Here is a 16,264-nt window from a genome sequence, read left to right as displayed (position 1 = left end):
CTTGAATGGCTGGGGGAGGGCTACTTGACCCAGCGCAGGTTGAGCTTGTAACGGTGCGGCTGGCCGTGGTTGACGCGGATTCCGGCTGAGACGGAGAAGCATGTCAGGGCTACCCAGATGCCAGTGGCGATCACAGCAAAGATGTTGCCTACTACCGGCAACAGCACCAGGATGTTGGCCAGAACCGCAGCGATGGTGGGAGGCAGCGTGAAGTTCAACGCCTCCTTGGATTCCTGTGCCGTGAACGGTCCGCGGTCACGGAAGATCAAGTAGATCAGGAGAGATGGCAGGCATCCGAGAATACCGCCAAAGTGTGCCAAGGTAGCCCACTGCCTGTCCTCGCTGGCGGTCAGTGGCAGCGCATTTGCAGGCGCGCCATGGTACTGGGGCTGGCCTGCGGCGCTGCCCGGTTCTTCAGGAGCGTTCTCTGCCACGGTGTGTTCCCTTTGCTGTAAAGATAGTGCGGTGTTGCTGTCCCAGAATACCGGCCCCGGCAGGCTTCCCGGGACAAACGCCACGATGACACGTCAGTTGCTGCTGCTTTGAGGCCAAAGGTCAGGGAACTGTGAGGAAATCGATGACTTCCTCCACGCGGCCCAGCAGCGAGGCCTCAAGGTCGGCGTAGCTGCGAACCGCACCAAGAAGACGTTGCCAGCCCAGTCCTATATCCTCAGCGGTCTCGTGAGGCCACCCGAAGGCGGTGAGAATCCCGGTCTTCCAGTCGGTTCCGCGGGGTACGGACGGCCAGGCCTCAATTCCCAGAACTTTGGGCCTGATGGCCTGCCAGACATCGATGTAGGGATGGCCGACAATCAGGACGTTTCCTGCGGCGCCGGGCACAGTCATGGCGTCAGCTGCGATGCGGGACTCTTTGGAGCCGGCCACGAGGTGGTCCACCAGGATGCCGAGGCGCCGGCCGGGCCCGGGGTTAAAGGCGGAGATTGCCGACTTGAGGTCATCGACTCCGTGCAGGGGCTCCACCACAATGCCCTCGACGCGAAGATCGTCGCCCCAGACTTTCTCGACGAGTTCGGCGTCGTGTTTTCCCTCCACCCAAATGCGGCTGGCTTTGGCCACCTGGGCGCGTTGTCCTTCAACCTTCACCGAACCCGACGCCGTGCGACCGGCCTGAACGGGCGGCGTCGATTGTCGGGGGGCCGGGGGCATCAAGCGGATGGGCTGCCCCTCGAGCAGGAAGCCAAATCCGAGCTGGAACGACTTCGTCTTCCCCCGCCTGTCCTCGAGGGACACGATGTGCATGCCGCCGGTCTTCTCCACCCGGGTGACTTCGCCCACCCAGCCTGATTGGACATCTTCAAGGACCATCCCGCGTTGTACAGCTACCTCCGGCAGTTGCCGTTTGGCGGGAGCTGACAGATCCTGCGGACCCCACGTGTCGAAAGCCAAGGAGTTCCTACCTTTTGTGCTGGGTTGAATTGTTCAGTGTTGGTTTGTGCTGGCTTGGGAAAGGAAAGTTCAATGCTAGCAACGGGTTGGCTCATACTAGACTGGTTAGCACTTGGGCATGTTGAGTGCTAAGTGGACCCGGTCTCAGAGACCACGGCAGTCGTCAGGAGGTGGAGCAATGAGTGAGCCACGCAAATTGGAAGTGCTGCGTGCCATCGTTGAAGATTACGTGCATTCACGGGAGCCTGTTGGATCGAAGGCCCTTGTTGAACGGCACCATCTTGGAGTTTCAAGCGCCACCATCCGTAACGACATGGCCGTTCTGGAAGAAGAAGGCCTCATTGCAGCGCCCCACACCAGTGCCGGTCGCATTCCCACCGACAAGGGCTACCGCCTTTTCGTCGATCGCATCTCCCAAGTCAAGCCCCTTTCGGCCGCAGAGCGGAGGGCCATCCACTCGCTGCTTGAAGGCCCTGATGATGTAGACGACATCCTGGAGCGCACCGTAAGGCTCCTGTCCCAACTGACCAACCAGGTCGCCGTCGTGCAGTATCCGCACTCCAACCGCGCCTTGGTACGGCATGTTGAGTTCGTCCTGTTGGCACCACAACAAGTGTTGGTGGTGCTGATTGCCGATACCGGCAGCGTCAGCCAGAAGGTCATCGACGCTGGTTCGGACGTGGGCGACGACGCTTTGATGCGATTGAGATCCCGCTTCCTGGGCAGCATCGCAGGGACGCAACTGGCCCTGTTGCCGCAGGTGCTTCCGTCGGTGATTGCCCTGTGTCCGCCGGAGCTCCGGGGGCTGGCCCAGACGTTGGCCAACGGACTGCAGGCCTTGAGCGACAACAGCCGCGAAGAACGCATCCTGATGGCCGGTACGGCCAACCTCGCCAGGTCCAACGTGGACTTCCCCTTGAGCATCGGTCCGGTGCTGGAAGCCCTTGAGGAACAAGTTGTCATGCTTCGGTTGTTGTCAGACATGGGGGATGACCCCAGGGGCGTCACCGTGAGTATCGGCCGGGAGAATCCCTACGACGGATTGGCTGAGGCTTCCGTTGTGGCCACCGGATACGGTTCCGGTGCCAAGGTGGGGATCCTGGGCCCAACCCGCATGGATTACCCCACTACCATGGCCGCAGTCCGGGCCGTGGCCCGTTACCTTTCACGCATTCTTGGCGGCTGAACGCCGTCCCGAAGAAACATCCGCAGTACAACAAGGAAGAGATACCGACTTTGAGCAGCCACTATGACGTTTTGGGAGTCTCGCCGGAAGCCACCGGGGAAGAGATCAAAAAGGCGTACCGCAAGTTGGCGCGGAAACTCCACCCGGACGTAAACCCAGGTGAGGATGTCGCGGAGCAGTTTAAGGCCGTGACCCATGCTTATGAGGTGCTGTCCGATCCCCAGAAGCGCCGCGTCTACGACGCCACCGGCAATGAGAATGGAACGGACAACGGGTTTGGCGGCGGATATTCCGGCCAGGGCTTCGCGTTCCAGGACATCTTCGATACGTTCTTTGGTGGCGGCGGCGGTCACGGCGGGCCGGCCTCCCGTGTCCGACGCGGCCAGGACGCACTTATCAGTGTCCGCATTGACCTGAAGGACGCCGTTTTCGGCGTCAACAAGAAGCTCGAAGTGGACACGGCCGTGACCTGCCCCACCTGTGACGGCAGCTGCTGCCGACCGGGCACCCACCCGGAACGTTGTGACATCTGTGGCGGCAGCGGCCAGGTCCAGCGCGCTGTCCGGTCCATCCTTGGCCAGGTCATGACCGCTGCCCCCTGCGGTTCCTGCGAGGGCTTCGGAACGGTCATCAAAGACCCCTGCAATGAGTGCAACGGCCAAGGCCGCATCCGCAGTCGCCGTTCCCTGACCATCAAGGTTCCTGCCGGTGTTGCCACCGGTACGCGCATCCAGTTGTCCGGCCAAGGCGAAGCAGGACCCGCAGGCGGCCCGTCCGGCGACCTCTACGTGGAGATCCGCGTCAACAACGATTCCATGTTCATGCGCGAAGGCGACGACCTCCATGCCACCCTCAGCGTGCCCATGACGGCCGCAGCGCTGGGTACGGAGTTGCAGTTGGATACTTTCGACGGCGCACAGGACATTGATGTGAAGGCCGGAACCCAGTCAGGGGAGATCATCACCCTTCGGGGCCTGGGCGTCACGCACCTGCGTGGTTATGGCCGTGGCGACCTCAAGGTACACCTCCACGTTGAAACGCCGAGCAAGCTGGATCCTGCGCAGGAAGAATTGCTGCAGCAGCTCGCCAAGCTTCGCGGGGAGCAGTTCACTGAAGGAAAGCTTGTGGCCAGCGGCGGAATGTTCGCCAAGCTTCGGGACAAGCTCGGTAACCTGTAGCGGTGAGCAACCCCGTTTTCTTCACGTCGGCCGGCAGCCTCAGCGATGTCATACCCGGCGGCACGTTCGTGCTGGAAGGTCCAGAGGCACGGCACGCGGTTACGGTCAAGCGACTTGGTGTGGGAGAGCCCGTTGACATAGCCGATGGTGCCGGCGCGCGGTTGACCGGCACGGTCGCCGCGGCCGGGCCCGCCGGCCTCGTCGTCACTGCCTCCGACATGGCCTTTGAAGAACAGCCGGACGTCCGGCTGGTACTGGTCCAGGCCCTGGCCAAGGGCGATCGCGACGAACTTGCCATCGAAACGGCCACGGAGCTCGGAATCGACGCTGTGCTCCCGTGGCAGTCAGAGCGTTCCATTGTTCGATGGAAAGGCGATCGCGCAGCAAAGGCCCATGCGAAGTGGGAATCAGTGGTTGCTGCCGCCTCCAAGCAGGCCCGGCGGGCATGGATCCCCGAGGTGCGGACCATGGTGGACACCGGGTCCCTGGCGAAAGCCGTTGCCCAGTCTGACCTTGCCATCATCCTGCATGAAGACGCCAAGAATCCTTTGCGGACCATTCTTGAAGAGCTGGCGGCAACCAAGGCCACCTCACCCCGCGAGGTGCTGTTGATAGTGGGGCCCGAGGGTGGGATCTCGCCCCGCGAAGTGACGCGGCTCAGTGATGCCGGCGCCGTGACGGCTCTCTTGGGGCATCATGTCTTGAGGTCGTCGACGGCGGGACCTGCCGCCGTCGTGCTTGCGAGCGACATCCTGGGCCGCTGGTAGCGGTGCAGCCGGGCGGCTTTGGTCCGCTTCCGGCTCCGGGCAGCTACCGACCGTGAACAGCTACCCGACCCTGAACAGCCGCGTGTCGGTGCTTGTCGCGATGATGTCTCCGGCGCTGTCCACCTGGGAAACACGTACCTCATACTGGCCGGCCTTCAATGTCGCGCCAAAAGTGAACAACCCATACTGCCCGGGTTCGCCGGTGGCTTGCGTCTGGCCCGTGAGAAGGCTGGTCTTTTCGCCCTTGCCATTGTCCTGCAGTACCTGCCAGGCGATGGGCTTGGAGCTGTCAGTGCTCCGCCCGTTGAACTTGACCAGTCCTGTGGGCAGGGTGGTCTCTTCCTGCGGATCGATGATCCAGAGCGGGGCAACCAAGGAGGCGTCGCGGGTCATCGGCTCACCCAGCTGCACTTGCCCGAACGCCATGTAGTCCTTGTGGCCATCAACCAGGATGACCACTTGGATCTGCTGGCCCGAATTGATGAGCCCTGAAGACGAAGCTGCGGCCGTTGCCGTGTAGACGAGTTGCTGCACTGCACGCTGCGCCATGCCGGCATCCAGGTTTGAGTTGAAAGCATCGCGGGAAATATCGACTGTAATGACGTTTTTGCCGGAAATGGACGTGGCCAGGTTGGCGGGTTCCTGCCAGGGAGTGAAGAAGTCATGATCCAACGGCTTTTCCGCCATCATGATTTTCAGGGCGGTGGTTACAGGATTTCCGTCGCCGGAGATGTCCCGGAACTCGCGATAAAGGTAGACCTCTTCCTTGCTCCGCCCGATCCAGTAGACCGGGATCTTTGTGGAGGCCTGGGTGGTTTCCAGCGGGGCGTTGCTGGCCGGGGCTTCCTGGACGGTCAGCGGCGGCGGTGTGGAGGTGGCTTGGGTGCCGCCACCGTTGGCGATGCAACCGGTCAGCAGGAGGACAGCGAGCATCGCCGGCACGGCAACAGCGGACTTGGTCCGCTTGTTCGCGCCATGATCGTTGCTGGCTGTTTTCTTGATGGGTTTCCTGTCCTGCCCTGCATGGTTTGGCAGCCATTTGTCGGCTGGGGTGCGGGGTCGTGTTTTCACCCGCAATGCCAGCTTGGCACATCGTCGACGGCGGTCGGCCGGGTTTCCGGGGGAGGGCGCCAACTGAAACATGATTGATACCGGCTTGATGCCGAGTTGAGACAAAATGTCCGCATCAGCCCCAGGGTGCCGAATGAGGCTGCCGGGGGAGGTTCATCGCGGGCGGGCTGGCGTAGGATTGGAGACATTCCGGCATCAACGCGGGCAACGAAAGTCCGCAGAGAATGTCGAATCGATGGCGTTATTACAGACCAACCGGAGGAGAAAAGGCCCGCGGGCCAGCACTATGAGTGAATCTTTGAACGGGCGGCTCAGGACCGGAAACGGCAACCAGCCGCCCAACGAGTTCCCGCACACATTACCGGGCACACGCACGGAAGTCGTCACCTTCGACAACTCCGACCAGATGGTTCACTCGCTGGGCAGCCATGACGAAGCCCTGAGGTACATCGAGGAACAATTCCAGGATGTCAGCTTCCATGTCCGCGGCAACGAGCTCTCCATGACCGGCCCCTCCACCGTCATTCCCCGCGTCATGCGCCTCCTGGAGGAAGTCCGTGGGCTTGTGGCGAAAGGGACCGTGGTGAGCCCGGACATCCTTCAGCAGCTGGTGTCCCTGTTGAGGGCCCAGTCGGTGCAGAACCCGGCTGATGTGCTGACCCACAACATCCTTTCCAGCCGCGGCAAGACCATCCGTCCAAAGACACTGAACCAGAAGAACTACGTGGATGCCATCGACGCAAACACGGTAATTTTTGGTATCGGTCCAGCTGGCACGGGCAAGACGTACCTGGCCATGGCCAAGGCCGTGCAGGCGTTGCAGATGAAGGAAGTCAGCAGGATAATCCTGACGCGGCCTGCGGTGGAGGCGGGGGAGCGGCTCGGTTTCCTGCCAGGTACATTGAGCGACAAGATCGATCCGTACCTGCGCCCGCTGTATGACGCCCTCCACGACATGATGGATCCGGAATCCATCCCACGGTTGATGGCTGCAGGCACCATTGAGGTGGCACCGTTGGCGTACATGCGCGGACGTACGCTCAATGACGCCTTCATCATTCTTGATGAAGCGCAGAACACCACACCGGAACAGATGAAGATGTTCCTGACCCGCCTCGGCTTCGGTTCAAAAATGGTAGTCACCGGCGACGTCACCCAGATCGACCTTCCGCTGGGCGCAACGTCAGGCCTTCGGATTGTCCGGGAGATCCTGACAGGCATAAACGACGTCAATTTCTCCATTCTTGAGGCGGCCGACGTAGTCCGGCATCGCCTGGTGGCCGACATCGTGTCCGCCTACAGCACCTGGGATGACGCGCACCGCAAAGACGCGTCAGGCACACATTACAAACGTGGAGAACGTCAATGAGCATTGAAGTCAACAACGAGTCCGGTGTGACGGTGGACGAAGCCCAGCTGGTGACGTTGTCCCGCTTCATCTTCGAACGGCTCTACATCCATCCGCAAGCGGAGCTTTCCATTCTCCTGGTGGATGAACCCGCCATGGAGAAGCTTCACATCGAACTGATGGATGAACCCGGGGCCACCGACGTCCTGTCTGTGCCCATGGACGAGCTCACTCCAGGCACCCCGGATAAGCCAACCCCGCAGGGAATGCTGGGCGACATCGCCATCTGCCCTCAGGTGGCCGAGGTACAGGCCCGCAATGCCGGTCACGCCACCCAGGATGAGATGCTGCTCCTGACAACCCATGGCATCCTCCACCTTCTGGGATTCGACCACGCCGAACCCGAGGAAAAAGAAGAGATGTTCGGTTTGCAGCGCGAACTGCTGTCTGAATTCCTGGGCAAGGATGCCCCCATGGAGACCATGCAGTGACCTGGATCATCCTGGTCGGCATGGCGCTGGTTTTCCTCAGCTTTGTCGCCCTGTTGACGGCTGCTGAAGCCGCGTTCAATTTCCTTCCCCGGCACGAGGCCGAACAATCAATTGTGCGCAGCAAGGGCAAGGCCCTGAGCGGAATCCTCAAAGCTCCCATTGCCCACATGAGGGCCCTGCGATTCTGGCGTGTGTGGTTCGAGATGGCCGCTGCAGTAGCTGTGGCGGTAGTGCTGCACAGTTTGCTCGACAACGTCTGGCTTGCCGGGCTTGCTGCTACCGGCATCATGGCCGTCATCGGATTCGTGCTGGTGGGGGTGTCGCCGAGGCAGCTGGGGAGGGCCCATTCCGGTCCCGTTGTTCGCTTCACGGCTCCGCTGATCCGCTTCCTCTGCTGGGTTCTCGGCCCCATTCCCGGGTGGCTCGTGGCCCTCGGCCAGGCAGTGGCTCCTGGCGCGCCCAGCGGTGATGACGCATTCGTCAGCGAAGAAGAGTTCCGCGAATTCGTGGACCGCGCCGCAGAATCGGACATGATCGAGGACAACGAGGCTGAACTCATCCATTCGGTCTTCGACTTCGGCGACACGTTGGTCCGTTCCGTCATGGTTCCCCGCACAGACATTGTCAGCATCGGTACCGGATCGGACCTCGAGACAGCCATGGGCCTCTTCTTGCGGTCGGGCTATTCCAGGATTCCGGTCATCGGTGAGAATACCGACCAGATCCGCGGAATCCTTTATTTGAAGGACGTCGCCGCGGCCATGTATCGAGGCGAACCCGGACTGCAGGCGCACGACGTCGACTCCCTCGCCCGGGACGTCCGCTACGTTCCTGAATCCAAGCCCGTGAGTGACCTTCTCAGGGAACTGCAGCAGGAATCCACCCACGTGGCGATCGTGATCGATGAGTACGGCGGTACCGCCGGACTGGTGACCCTTGAGGACCTCATCGAGGAAATCGTGGGTGAAATCGTGGATGAATACGATGCCGCGGCAGAAGAAGCAGTGGACCTCGGTGACGGTACGTTCCGGGTCAGCGCCCGCATGAGCATCGACGACCTCGGTGAACTGTTCGACATTGACCTCGACGACGACGAGGTGGACACCGTAGGCGGCCTCCTTGCCAAGGCCCTGGGGCAGGTCCCGATTGTCGGCAGTTCAGTTGATGTGGATGGAATATCGCTCAGGGCGGATAGGCTTGAGGGTCGCCGAAACAGGGTCAGCCACATCATTGCGGCAGCCATGCCAAAGGAAGACACTGACTTTGAAGACCTACTCGATGACGCCGACTCAACGCAACAGGGAGTTCCACGTGAGCAAGCAAAATAAGAAATTCGATGCCGATAATGACTTCGGTGGCTTCCACGCAGGCTTCTCTGTGCTGGTGGGCCGGCCCAACGCCGGCAAATCGACACTGACCAATGCCTTGGTTGGCCAGAAGGTGGCCATCACCTCGGCCAAGCCGCAGACCACGCGGCACACCATCCGCGGTATTGTCCACCGCGAGGATGCGCAGCTGATCCTGGTGGACACCCCTGGCCTGCACAGGCCGCGCACGCTCCTGGGTAAGCGGCTCAATGATCTTGTGGCCGATACCCTGGCCGAAGTGGATGCCATTGGATTCTGCCTGCCGGCGAACGAGAAGATCGGCCCCGGCGATAAGTACATCGCGGCTCAGTTGGCGGCCGTGGGGAGGAAGCCGATCGTTGCCCTTGTCACCAAAACCGACCTTGTTGACCGCCAGGCCTTGACCGAGCAATTGCTCGCTGTCGCTGCTTTGGGACGCGATGTCCTGGGGGAGCAAGGTTGGGCAGACATCGTCCCCGTTTCAGCGGCCGACGGATTCCAGGTCTCCACTGTCGCGGACGTATTGATCAGCCACATGCCGTCATCGCCCCCGCTGTACCCCGACGGTGAACTGACGGACGAGCCCGAAGCCGTCATGATTGCGGAACTTATTCGAGAGGCTGCCCTGGAAGGTGTCCGCGACGAACTTCCCCACTCGCTGGCCGTAGTGGTGGAGGAAATCGTTCCCCGTGAAGGTCGAACCGAGGACAACCCGCTCCTGGACGTTCGGGTCAACCTCTATGTTGAGCGGCCCTCCCAGAAGGCCATCATCATCGGCAAGGGTGGCAGCCGGCTGCGTGAAGTCGGTACCAACGCACGGAAGGGCATCGAGACACTTCTGGGCACCCGAATCTACCTGGATCTGCATGTTAAGGTGGCCAAGGACTGGCAGCGGGATCCCAAGCAACTGGTCAAACTCGGGTTCTAGCGGGCAAGACACGTCCCGGCATCGTAGAGGCGCGATAAGGAACTTCCCAGAATCGGCAACTATGATGGCGGGAATCCACGTGTTTGAGGAAAGGTAAACCGAATAGTGCGACGTCGTGACGCCCGCCCACAGGGCACCGGCACCGCTGACCCCGTTGCGGCTCGCCACGGTGAGGATGCCGAGGGCACTCCCCGCCACATGAAGGCCCGCAAGGGACTTCCGTTGTGGTTGAAGATTGTTACTGGCGTGGTCTCTGTGGCCCTGGTTGCGGGCGTGGCTTTTGCTGCCTTTTGGTTCATCCGGTTGCAGAGCAACATCACCAAGGCTCCGCTGAGTGCAGGGGAGACCCGCGACAGCGGTGAAACCCTGGCCAATGACAAATCGGACCGCCTGCAAATCCTTATTCTTGGTTCTGATACCCGTGACGGGAAAAACTCGGAGTACGGAAGCACGGAAGACTCCACCGGCTACGGTCATTCGGACGTCATGATGCTGCTGGATATCTCAGCAGACAACAAGCGCGTCAGCGTCATGAGCTTCCCGCGTGACCTGCTGGTGGACGTGCCGCAATGCACCGATCGGACAAACAACCAGACGTTCCCTGCCCGCAGCGGTGTGATGATCAACGAGGCCATGGCCGAGGCGGGCATCGGCTGCGCTGTTGACACCGTCAATAAATTGACCGGTTTGGAAATCGACCACTTCATGATGGCGGACTTCAACGCCGTCAAGGAGTTGTCCCACGCTATTGGCGGCGTGAATGTCTGTGTCAGCGACCCCGTCTTTGACCCGGACTCCCGCCTTCGCCTGCCCAAAGGTGATTCCCTGGTTGAGGGCGAACAAGCCCTGGCTTTCCTGCGGACCCGCCACGCTTTTGGCGACGGAGGCGACCTCGGTCGTATCAAGGGACAGCAGGCTTTCCTCTCGTCCTTGACCAGGAAGCTCAAAGACGAAGGAACGTTGGGTAACCCGCAGAGGCTCCTCCAGATTGCCGACGTGGTCACCCAGAACCTCACCGTCGATGAGGGCCTGGCATCCGTTCCGTCGCTGCTGACCATCGGAGCGCGGTTGAAGGACATTGATGTTTCCAAGGTTGCGTTCGTGGCTGTCCCGACCCAGGCAGCAGCAGTTGATCCGAACAGGCTGGAGCTTGTGGAACCGCAGTCATCCCAGCTCTTTTCAGCGTTGCGTGCCGACCTTGACCTGACCACACCCGGTGCCACATCGTCGCCCGCTGCCAGCGAAACTCCCGCACCGCAGCCCACGGCATCGACTCCTGCGGTCCCCGCCTACGACAAAGCGATCCAGCCGGTGGCAGTGGCCAACGGCAGCGGAGCAGCCGCGCGGGCCCAGGAGATCATGTCGGTTCTGACAGGCGGTGGCTTTACCCAGGCGGTTTCCTATTTGGCAAACCCTGTGGACCAGACAGTGATTTACTACGGGGCAGGCTTCGCCGATGTCGCTGCAGACGTGGCTGCGCTCTACGGTATTCCGGCGGCCCAAGTGCAGGAGGCTCCCGGCGTGGCGGGAGTTCAGCTTTATGTGGGTACGGACTTCGCCGCCGGCACTACCTACGGAGCAACCTCCGTGCCATCGGACGTGGTCAACCAGACCGCGAGCGATGCCGTCTGCCAACAAGTGAACCCGTTGTACATCGACCAATAGTCAGTACATGGACCAGTAGCGGGCTGCGAGGCAGCCATAGACTGAAGAGGCCGGGCCAGTTCTTTACGAACTGGCCCGGCCTCATTTTTCCCTTCTTACCAGATGCTGACGCGGTCTCCGGATTCCAACCACATGCCGTCTGCTGCGCCGACACCAAATGCTTCATGGAACGCATCGAGGTTGCGGGCGATGGCGTTGGTGCGGAACTCGTTGGGGGAGTGCGGATCGGTGGCAAGCCGTCGGATCGCCTCTTCACGGCGGATTACCTGGCGCCAGCCTGCTGCCCACGACATGAAGAAGCGTTGCTGGCCAGTGAAGCCGTCGATCTCCTCAGGCTCTTTGCCTTCCAGGCTGAGGAGGTAGGCCTTGTAGGCAATGGTCAGGCCGCCGAGGTCGCCGATGTTCTCGCCGAGGGTGAGCTTGCCGTTGACCTTGTGTTCTGGCGCCGCGTAGGGGGAGAGGGCGTCGTATTGAGCCACCAATTTGGCCGTGAGGGCTTCGAACGCGGTCCGGTCCTCATCAGTCCACCAGTTGCGCAGTGCACCGCTGCCGTCGAACTGCGATCCTTGGTCGTCGAAGCCGTGGCCGATCTCGTGGCCTATGACGGCACCGATTCCGCCATAGTTCACGGCGTCATCAGCATCTGCCGTGAAGAAGGGCGGCTGGAGAATTGCGGCCGGGAAGACGATCTCATTCAGCATGGGGTGGTAGTAGGCATTGACCGTCTGCGGAGTCATCAGCCACTTATTAAGGTCAACAGGCTTGCCGATCTCGTCCAGGTGACGGTCGACGTCAGCATCATGTGCGCGCTCCACGTTGCCCAACAGGTCGGATGGATCGATGACCACGACTGAGTAGTCGATCCATTTTTCCGGGAAGCCAATCTTGGGGCGGAATGCCTCCAGCTTCTTGAGCGCTTCCTTCTTGGTTTCCTCACCCATCCATGCCAGGGAGGAGATGCTGTCACGGTAAGCCTCGATCAGATTGGCAACGAGCGTCTCCATCCTCGCTTTGTGGCCCGGGGGGAAGTGCCGCTCCACGTATATCTGTCCGACGGCTTCGCCAAGCGCAGCTTCGACAACGGCAACTCCACGCTTCCAGCGTTCCTTGTTCTGGGGCGTGCCGCTGAGTGTAGTGCCGTAGAACTCGAAGTTGGTGTCCACGAATTCGGACGAGAGGTACGGGGCCGCCGAACTCAGCACCCTCAGTGTCAACCATTCCTTCCACGTTTCCAACGGCTCGGACTCCAGCAAGCCTGCTGCGCCGGCGAAGAAGTCCGGGGTGCTGACAACGATCTCGTTTCGCTTGGCTGCGTCGACACGGGCTGCCTGGAACCAGGTCTCCAGCAAGGGGAACAGTTCCGTTGCTTCTTCTGCCGTCTTGAGGTTGTAGGTCTTCTGGGGATTCCGCAACGTGACGTTGTCCCAGTGGTGCGCAGCCAAGGCAGTTTCGAGGGCGACGATGCGCACTGACGCTGCTTCGGCGTCCTTGATTCCGGCGAGGGCGAGCATCTTGGCAACGTACCCGGTGTAGGCCGAAACGATATCGGCAAACTTTTCTTCCCGGTAGTAGGACTCGTCCGGTAGTCCAAGGCCGCCCTGCCCGATATACAGGAGGATGCGCTCGGGGTTGCCGGCGTCAGGGGCCGGGTAGATTGAGAAAAGCCCGGAGACGTCGGAACGGAAGAGGCGGCCTATCAGGCCGGCCAGTTCCTGGGTTGATCCCACGGCGTTGACGTCCTCGAGCCGGCCCCGGATGGGGTCAAGGCCTTTGGCCTCTGCTGCGGCCTCATCCATGAAGCTCGCGTAGAGTCCACCCACCTGCTGCTCGACGCCGGTTGCCGACTCTCCTTTGCCTGCAGCTTCTTCGATAATTGCTTTGACGGCCAACTCGGCTCCGTCCCGCAAAGCGGTGAACGTGCCTTCCAGCGGCCTGTCGTCAGGGATGGTTGTGTTGTTGAGCCACGCGCCGTTGACGTGTTGGTAGAGGTCGTCCTGGGGCCGGACGCTGTGATCGATGTTCGAAAGAGTGATCCCCGACTGTGGCACTGTGGCTCCTTGTGTGGACACAGCAGCCGGCGTTGCCACCGTCGCTGCGTCTGCATAGTGGACTTTGCATGAGGTGTTGCACTGTCATCATACGCATCGTGTTACTGTGATTTTGTGCGTACGGCGATGCTTCTTCTTAGCTGCCGCGGCGGGGCCTGAAAGCTATCTGAAGCTGGGCCATCCTCGCCGCGGAGTTCCGTTGTGTCCGGCTAAGCTTTCATTTAGTTCTTAGAGAAAAGGCCACACGTCATGCGTAATGCACAAAAGCCCTCCGGTATGCCGATTCACCGCTACCTGCCATTCCAGGACCAGATCACCGTAGAGGTTCCTGACCGCACGTGGCCGGACAAGGTCATCACCAAGGCCCCGCGTTGGTGCGCGGTTGACCTGCGCGATGGTAACCAGGCACTGATCGACCCCATGAGCCCGGCCCGCAAGCTGAAGATGTTCCAGCTGCTCGTCAAGATGGGCTACAAGGAGATTGAGGTCGGCTTCCCCTCGGCATCGCAGACCGACTTCGACTTCGTACGCCAGCTCATCGAGGGCGGCCATATCCCGGATGACGTCACCATCCAGGTCCTGACCCAGGCGCGTGAACACCTGATCGAGAGAACCTATGAGTCACTGGTGGGCGCCAAACAGGCGATCGTCCACCTGTACAATTCCACGTCCGTACTGCAGCGGCGCGTCGTGTTCAATCAGGACGAGGATGGCATTCTGGACATCGCCCTGCAGGGTGCCCGACTGTGCAAGAAGTACGAAGAAACCCTCGAAGATACGCACATCACCTATGAATACTCGCCGGAGTCCTTCACGGGAACCGAGCTGGAGTACGCTGCCCGGGTCTGCAACGCCATTGCCGACGTCTTCGAGGCTTCTGCCGACAACCAGGTCATCATCAACCTTCCGGCCACTGTGGAGATGGCAACCCCGAATGTCTATGCCGACTCCATTGAGTGGATGCACCGTAACCTGCACCCCCGTGAAGGCATCATCATTTCCCTGCACCCGCACAATGACCGCGGTACGGGCGTGGCCGCTGCCGAACTGGGCTACCTGGCGGGTGCCGATCGGATTGAAGGCTGCCTGTTCGGCAATGGTGAGCGCACCGGCAACGTGGACCTCGTAACGCTGGGGTTGAACATGTTCGTGCAGGGCGTCGACCCCATGATCGACTTCTCCGACATCGATGAAGTCCGCCGCACCGTTGAGTACTGCAACCAGCTGCCTGTCCCGGAACGTTCTCCGTACGGTGGTGACCTCGTCTTCACGGCGTTCTCAGGGTCGCACCAGGACGCCATCAAAAAGGGTTTCGAAGCGCTGGAGAAGGACGCTGCGGCGGCGGGTAAGCCGGTGGATGACTTCACCTGGCAAGTTCCGTACCTGCCGGTTGACCCGAAGGACCTCGGCCGCAGCTATGAAGCCGTGATCCGGGTTAACTCGCAGTCGGGTAAGGGCGGTGTCGCCTACCTGCTGAAGAACGAGCACAACCTGGACCTGCCCCGGCGCGCCCAGATTGAATTCTCCGGAGTCATCCAGCGGCGCACGGATGCAGTGGGTGGCGAGGTCAGTGGTGCACAGCTGTGGCAGGTCTTCCAGGATGAGTACTTGCCGTCCGACGAAGAGCAGGCACAGTGGGGTCGCTATGCGCTGGGAAGTGTCAGTACTGAGACCGACGAGTCCGGCGCCATGACCATGAACGCAACCCTGCGGATCGACGGCGTGGAGGTTCGGCGGACCGGCCACGGCAACGGACCCATCGCTGCTCTGTTGGACATCCTGCACCACGACGGCGTAGACGTCCGCGTGCTTGATTACAGCGAGCATGCCCTGTCCGAGGGCGGCAGCGCCAGTGCAGCAGCCTACGTCGAATGTGCCGTCGGCGAGCGGGTCCTGTGGGGCGTGGGCATTGACCCCAGCACCACCACGTCATCCCTCAAGGCCCTGATTTCGGCCGTGAACCGCGCCGTGCGGGACTCCCGGGCCTAGGGTACCCAGCGTGTGGTGACGGGAAATACCGTCACCACACGGTCCGGTGGTCGCCGAGCGGGCCGGTCATAGTGCGAAGATTAGTTGTGGCCAATCCGTCGTTTGCAGCACGGTCCTACAGGGACGATGCCGTGGTGCTCCGTACCCACAAGCTGGGCGAAGCGGATCGCATCATCACTCTCTTGACCAAGCATCATGGCCAAGTCCGCGCCGTCGCCAAGGGAGTGCGCAGGACCAGCAGCCGTTTCGGCGCTCGTCTGGAGCCGTTCATGGTGGCGGACTTGCAGCTTGTCTCCGGGCGGACGTTGGACATTGTGACACAGGCGGTGGCCAAGGGCGCCTATGGAAGCAGTATCGCGGCAGACTATGGCAGGTTCACGGTGGCCGCCGCCATGACGGAGACCGCCGAAAAACTCACGGATGCCGACACGGAGTCCGGGACCGCCCACTACAACCTGCTGGTGGGAGCCTTGGCTGCCTTGAGCCGTTCAGACCATCCACCCGAACTTATCCTGGACTCCTATCTGCTGCGCGCTTTGGCCACGGGAGGGTGGGCGCCGAGTTTCACCGATTGTGCCCGTTGTGGCCGGCCGGGACCTCATACGGCCTTTGCCGCCCCGGTTGGCGGTATGGTGTGCAGCGACTGCCGCCCTCCTGGTTCACCGGCGCCGGCAGCGGAGACAGTGGTGTTGCTTGGTGCATTGCTGACAGGCAACTGGGGCGTGGCTGATGCATCGGATCCCCGGCATCGGCGTGAAGCCGCAGGACTGGTTGCCACGTATCTGCAATGGCATTTGGAACGGGCGCTGAAATCACTCAAACACGTGGAGCGAAGCTGAC

14 protein-coding genes are annotated in these 16,264 nt (G+C 61.3%); 10 read left to right on the top strand and 4 right to left on the bottom strand.

Translation table 11 applies throughout. The features are described 5' to 3' along the window. Nucleotides 1-20 precede the first annotated feature (20 nt). Nucleotides 21-434, bottom strand: coding sequence for a DUF4870 domain-containing protein (locus QEH68_RS11485; protein WP_207593641.1), 414 nt, complete (start codon nt 432-434; stop codon nt 21-23). A gap of 121 nt (nt 435-555) precedes the next feature. Beyond that, entirely contained in the window at nt 556-1,407 is an 852-nt protein-coding gene (locus tag QEH68_RS11480) for a DUF3097 domain-containing protein (RefSeq protein WP_207593640.1), read from the bottom strand. A gap of 178 nt (nt 1,408-1,585) precedes the next feature. Between QEH68_RS11480 and hrcA the strand changes: the two genes are divergently transcribed. The 3 genes from hrcA to QEH68_RS11465 are packed head-to-tail and all read left to right on the top strand — an operon-like array spanning nt 1,586 to nt 4,538. Continuing rightward, a complete protein-coding gene (gene hrcA, locus QEH68_RS11475) occupies nt 1,586-2,593 on the top strand; it encodes a heat-inducible transcriptional repressor HrcA (protein WP_089595203.1) in 1,008 nt (335 codons plus the stop codon). Nucleotides 2,594-2,643: 50 nt separating this feature from the next. Continuing rightward, nucleotides 2,644-3,771 (top strand): molecular chaperone DnaJ, encoded by a 1,128-nt coding sequence (gene dnaJ, locus QEH68_RS11470; RefSeq protein WP_207593638.1) that lies wholly within the window; start codon nt 2,644-2,646, stop codon nt 3,769-3,771. A 2-nt stretch (nt 3,772-3,773) separates the two neighbouring features. Then, a complete protein-coding gene (locus QEH68_RS11465; RefSeq protein WP_207593637.1) occupies nt 3,774-4,538 on the top strand; it encodes a 16S rRNA (uracil(1498)-N(3))-methyltransferase in 765 nt (254 codons plus the stop codon). Nucleotides 4,539-4,598: 60 nt separating this feature from the next. On the opposite strand, the gene QEH68_RS11460 is transcribed toward QEH68_RS11465, so the two are convergent. After that, nucleotides 4,599-5,471 carry a GerMN domain-containing protein gene (locus QEH68_RS11460; RefSeq protein ID WP_207597565.1) on the bottom strand — a complete coding sequence of 291 codons (873 nt, stop codon included), beginning with the start codon at nt 5,469-5,471 and terminating at the stop codon, nt 4,599-4,601. A 424-nt stretch (nt 5,472-5,895) separates the two neighbouring features. Here QEH68_RS11460 and QEH68_RS11455 point away from each other — a divergent pair, with 424 nt between their 5' ends. The 5 genes from QEH68_RS11455 (at nt 5,896) to QEH68_RS11435 (ending at nt 11,387) form a co-directional block, all read left to right on the top strand. Next, entirely contained in the window at nt 5,896-6,978 is a 1,083-nt protein-coding gene (locus QEH68_RS11455; RefSeq protein WP_207593636.1) for a PhoH family protein, read from the top strand. Then, the gene (ybeY, locus tag QEH68_RS11450; RefSeq protein WP_207593635.1) at nt 6,975-7,448 is read left to right on the top strand and encodes an rRNA maturation RNase YbeY; all 474 of its coding nucleotides are present in this window, start codon (nt 6,975-6,977) and stop codon (nt 7,446-7,448) included. Before QEH68_RS11455 ends, ybeY begins: the two co-directional genes overlap by 4 nt. Then, a complete protein-coding gene (locus QEH68_RS11445; RefSeq protein WP_280622911.1) occupies nt 7,445-8,776 on the top strand; it encodes a hemolysin family protein in 1,332 nt (443 codons plus the stop codon). Before ybeY ends, QEH68_RS11445 begins: the two co-directional genes overlap by 4 nt. Further along, nucleotides 8,760-9,722 (top strand): GTPase Era, encoded by a 963-nt coding sequence (era, locus tag QEH68_RS11440; protein WP_207593633.1) that lies wholly within the window; start codon nt 8,760-8,762, stop codon nt 9,720-9,722. Before QEH68_RS11445 ends, era begins: the two co-directional genes overlap by 17 nt. Before the next feature lie 105 nt (nt 9,723-9,827). Continuing rightward, on the top strand, nt 9,828-11,387 hold the full coding sequence (locus QEH68_RS11435) for an LCP family protein (RefSeq protein WP_280622910.1): 1,560 nt from the start codon (nt 9,828-9,830) through the stop codon (nt 11,385-11,387). Between the two features lie 95 nt (nt 11,388-11,482). Here the strand turns inward: QEH68_RS11435 and QEH68_RS11430 are convergent, their stop codons facing one another. Beyond that, a complete protein-coding gene (locus tag QEH68_RS11430; protein ID WP_207593631.1) occupies nt 11,483-13,435 on the bottom strand; it encodes a M13-type metalloendopeptidase in 1,953 nt (650 codons plus the stop codon). A 249-nt stretch (nt 13,436-13,684) separates the two neighbouring features. On the opposite strand from QEH68_RS11430, the gene leuA reads away from it, so the two are divergent. Both leuA and recO read left to right on the top strand, forming a co-directional pair. Then, a complete protein-coding gene (leuA, locus tag QEH68_RS11425; RefSeq protein WP_207593630.1) occupies nt 13,685-15,424 on the top strand; it encodes a 2-isopropylmalate synthase in 1,740 nt (579 codons plus the stop codon). An 86-nt stretch (nt 15,425-15,510) separates the two neighbouring features. After that, complete coding sequence (gene recO, locus QEH68_RS11420; protein WP_207593629.1) at nt 15,511-16,263, top strand: DNA repair protein RecO; 753 nt, start codon at nt 15,511-15,513, stop codon at nt 16,261-16,263. The last annotated feature ends 1 nt before the right edge of the window (nt 16,264 follow it).

This window comes from Paenarthrobacter sp. OM7, assembly GCF_029873575.1.
Lineage (GTDB): Bacteria > Actinomycetota > Actinomycetes > Actinomycetales > Micrococcaceae > Arthrobacter.
This window is presented reverse-complemented; position numbering and strand designations above follow the sequence as displayed.

Bases quoted from the DNA above. Each gene is read 5' to 3' on its own strand.
- hrcA (WP_089595203.1), top strand. From the start codon at position 1,586: ATGAGTGAGCCACGCAAATTGGAAGTGCTGCGTGCCATCGTTGAAGAT.
- QEH68_RS11460 (WP_207597565.1), bottom strand. From the start codon at position 5,471: ATGCTCGCTGTCCTCCTGCTGACCGGTTGCATCGCCAACGGTGGCGGC.
- QEH68_RS11455 (WP_207593636.1), top strand. From the start codon at position 5,896: ATGAGTGAATCTTTGAACGGGCGGCTCAGGACCGGAAACGGCAACCAG.
- ybeY (WP_207593635.1), top strand. From the start codon at position 6,975: ATGAGCATTGAAGTCAACAACGAGTCCGGTGTGACGGTGGACGAAGCC.
- leuA (WP_207593630.1), top strand. From the start codon at position 13,685: ATGCGTAATGCACAAAAGCCCTCCGGTATGCCGATTCACCGCTACCTG.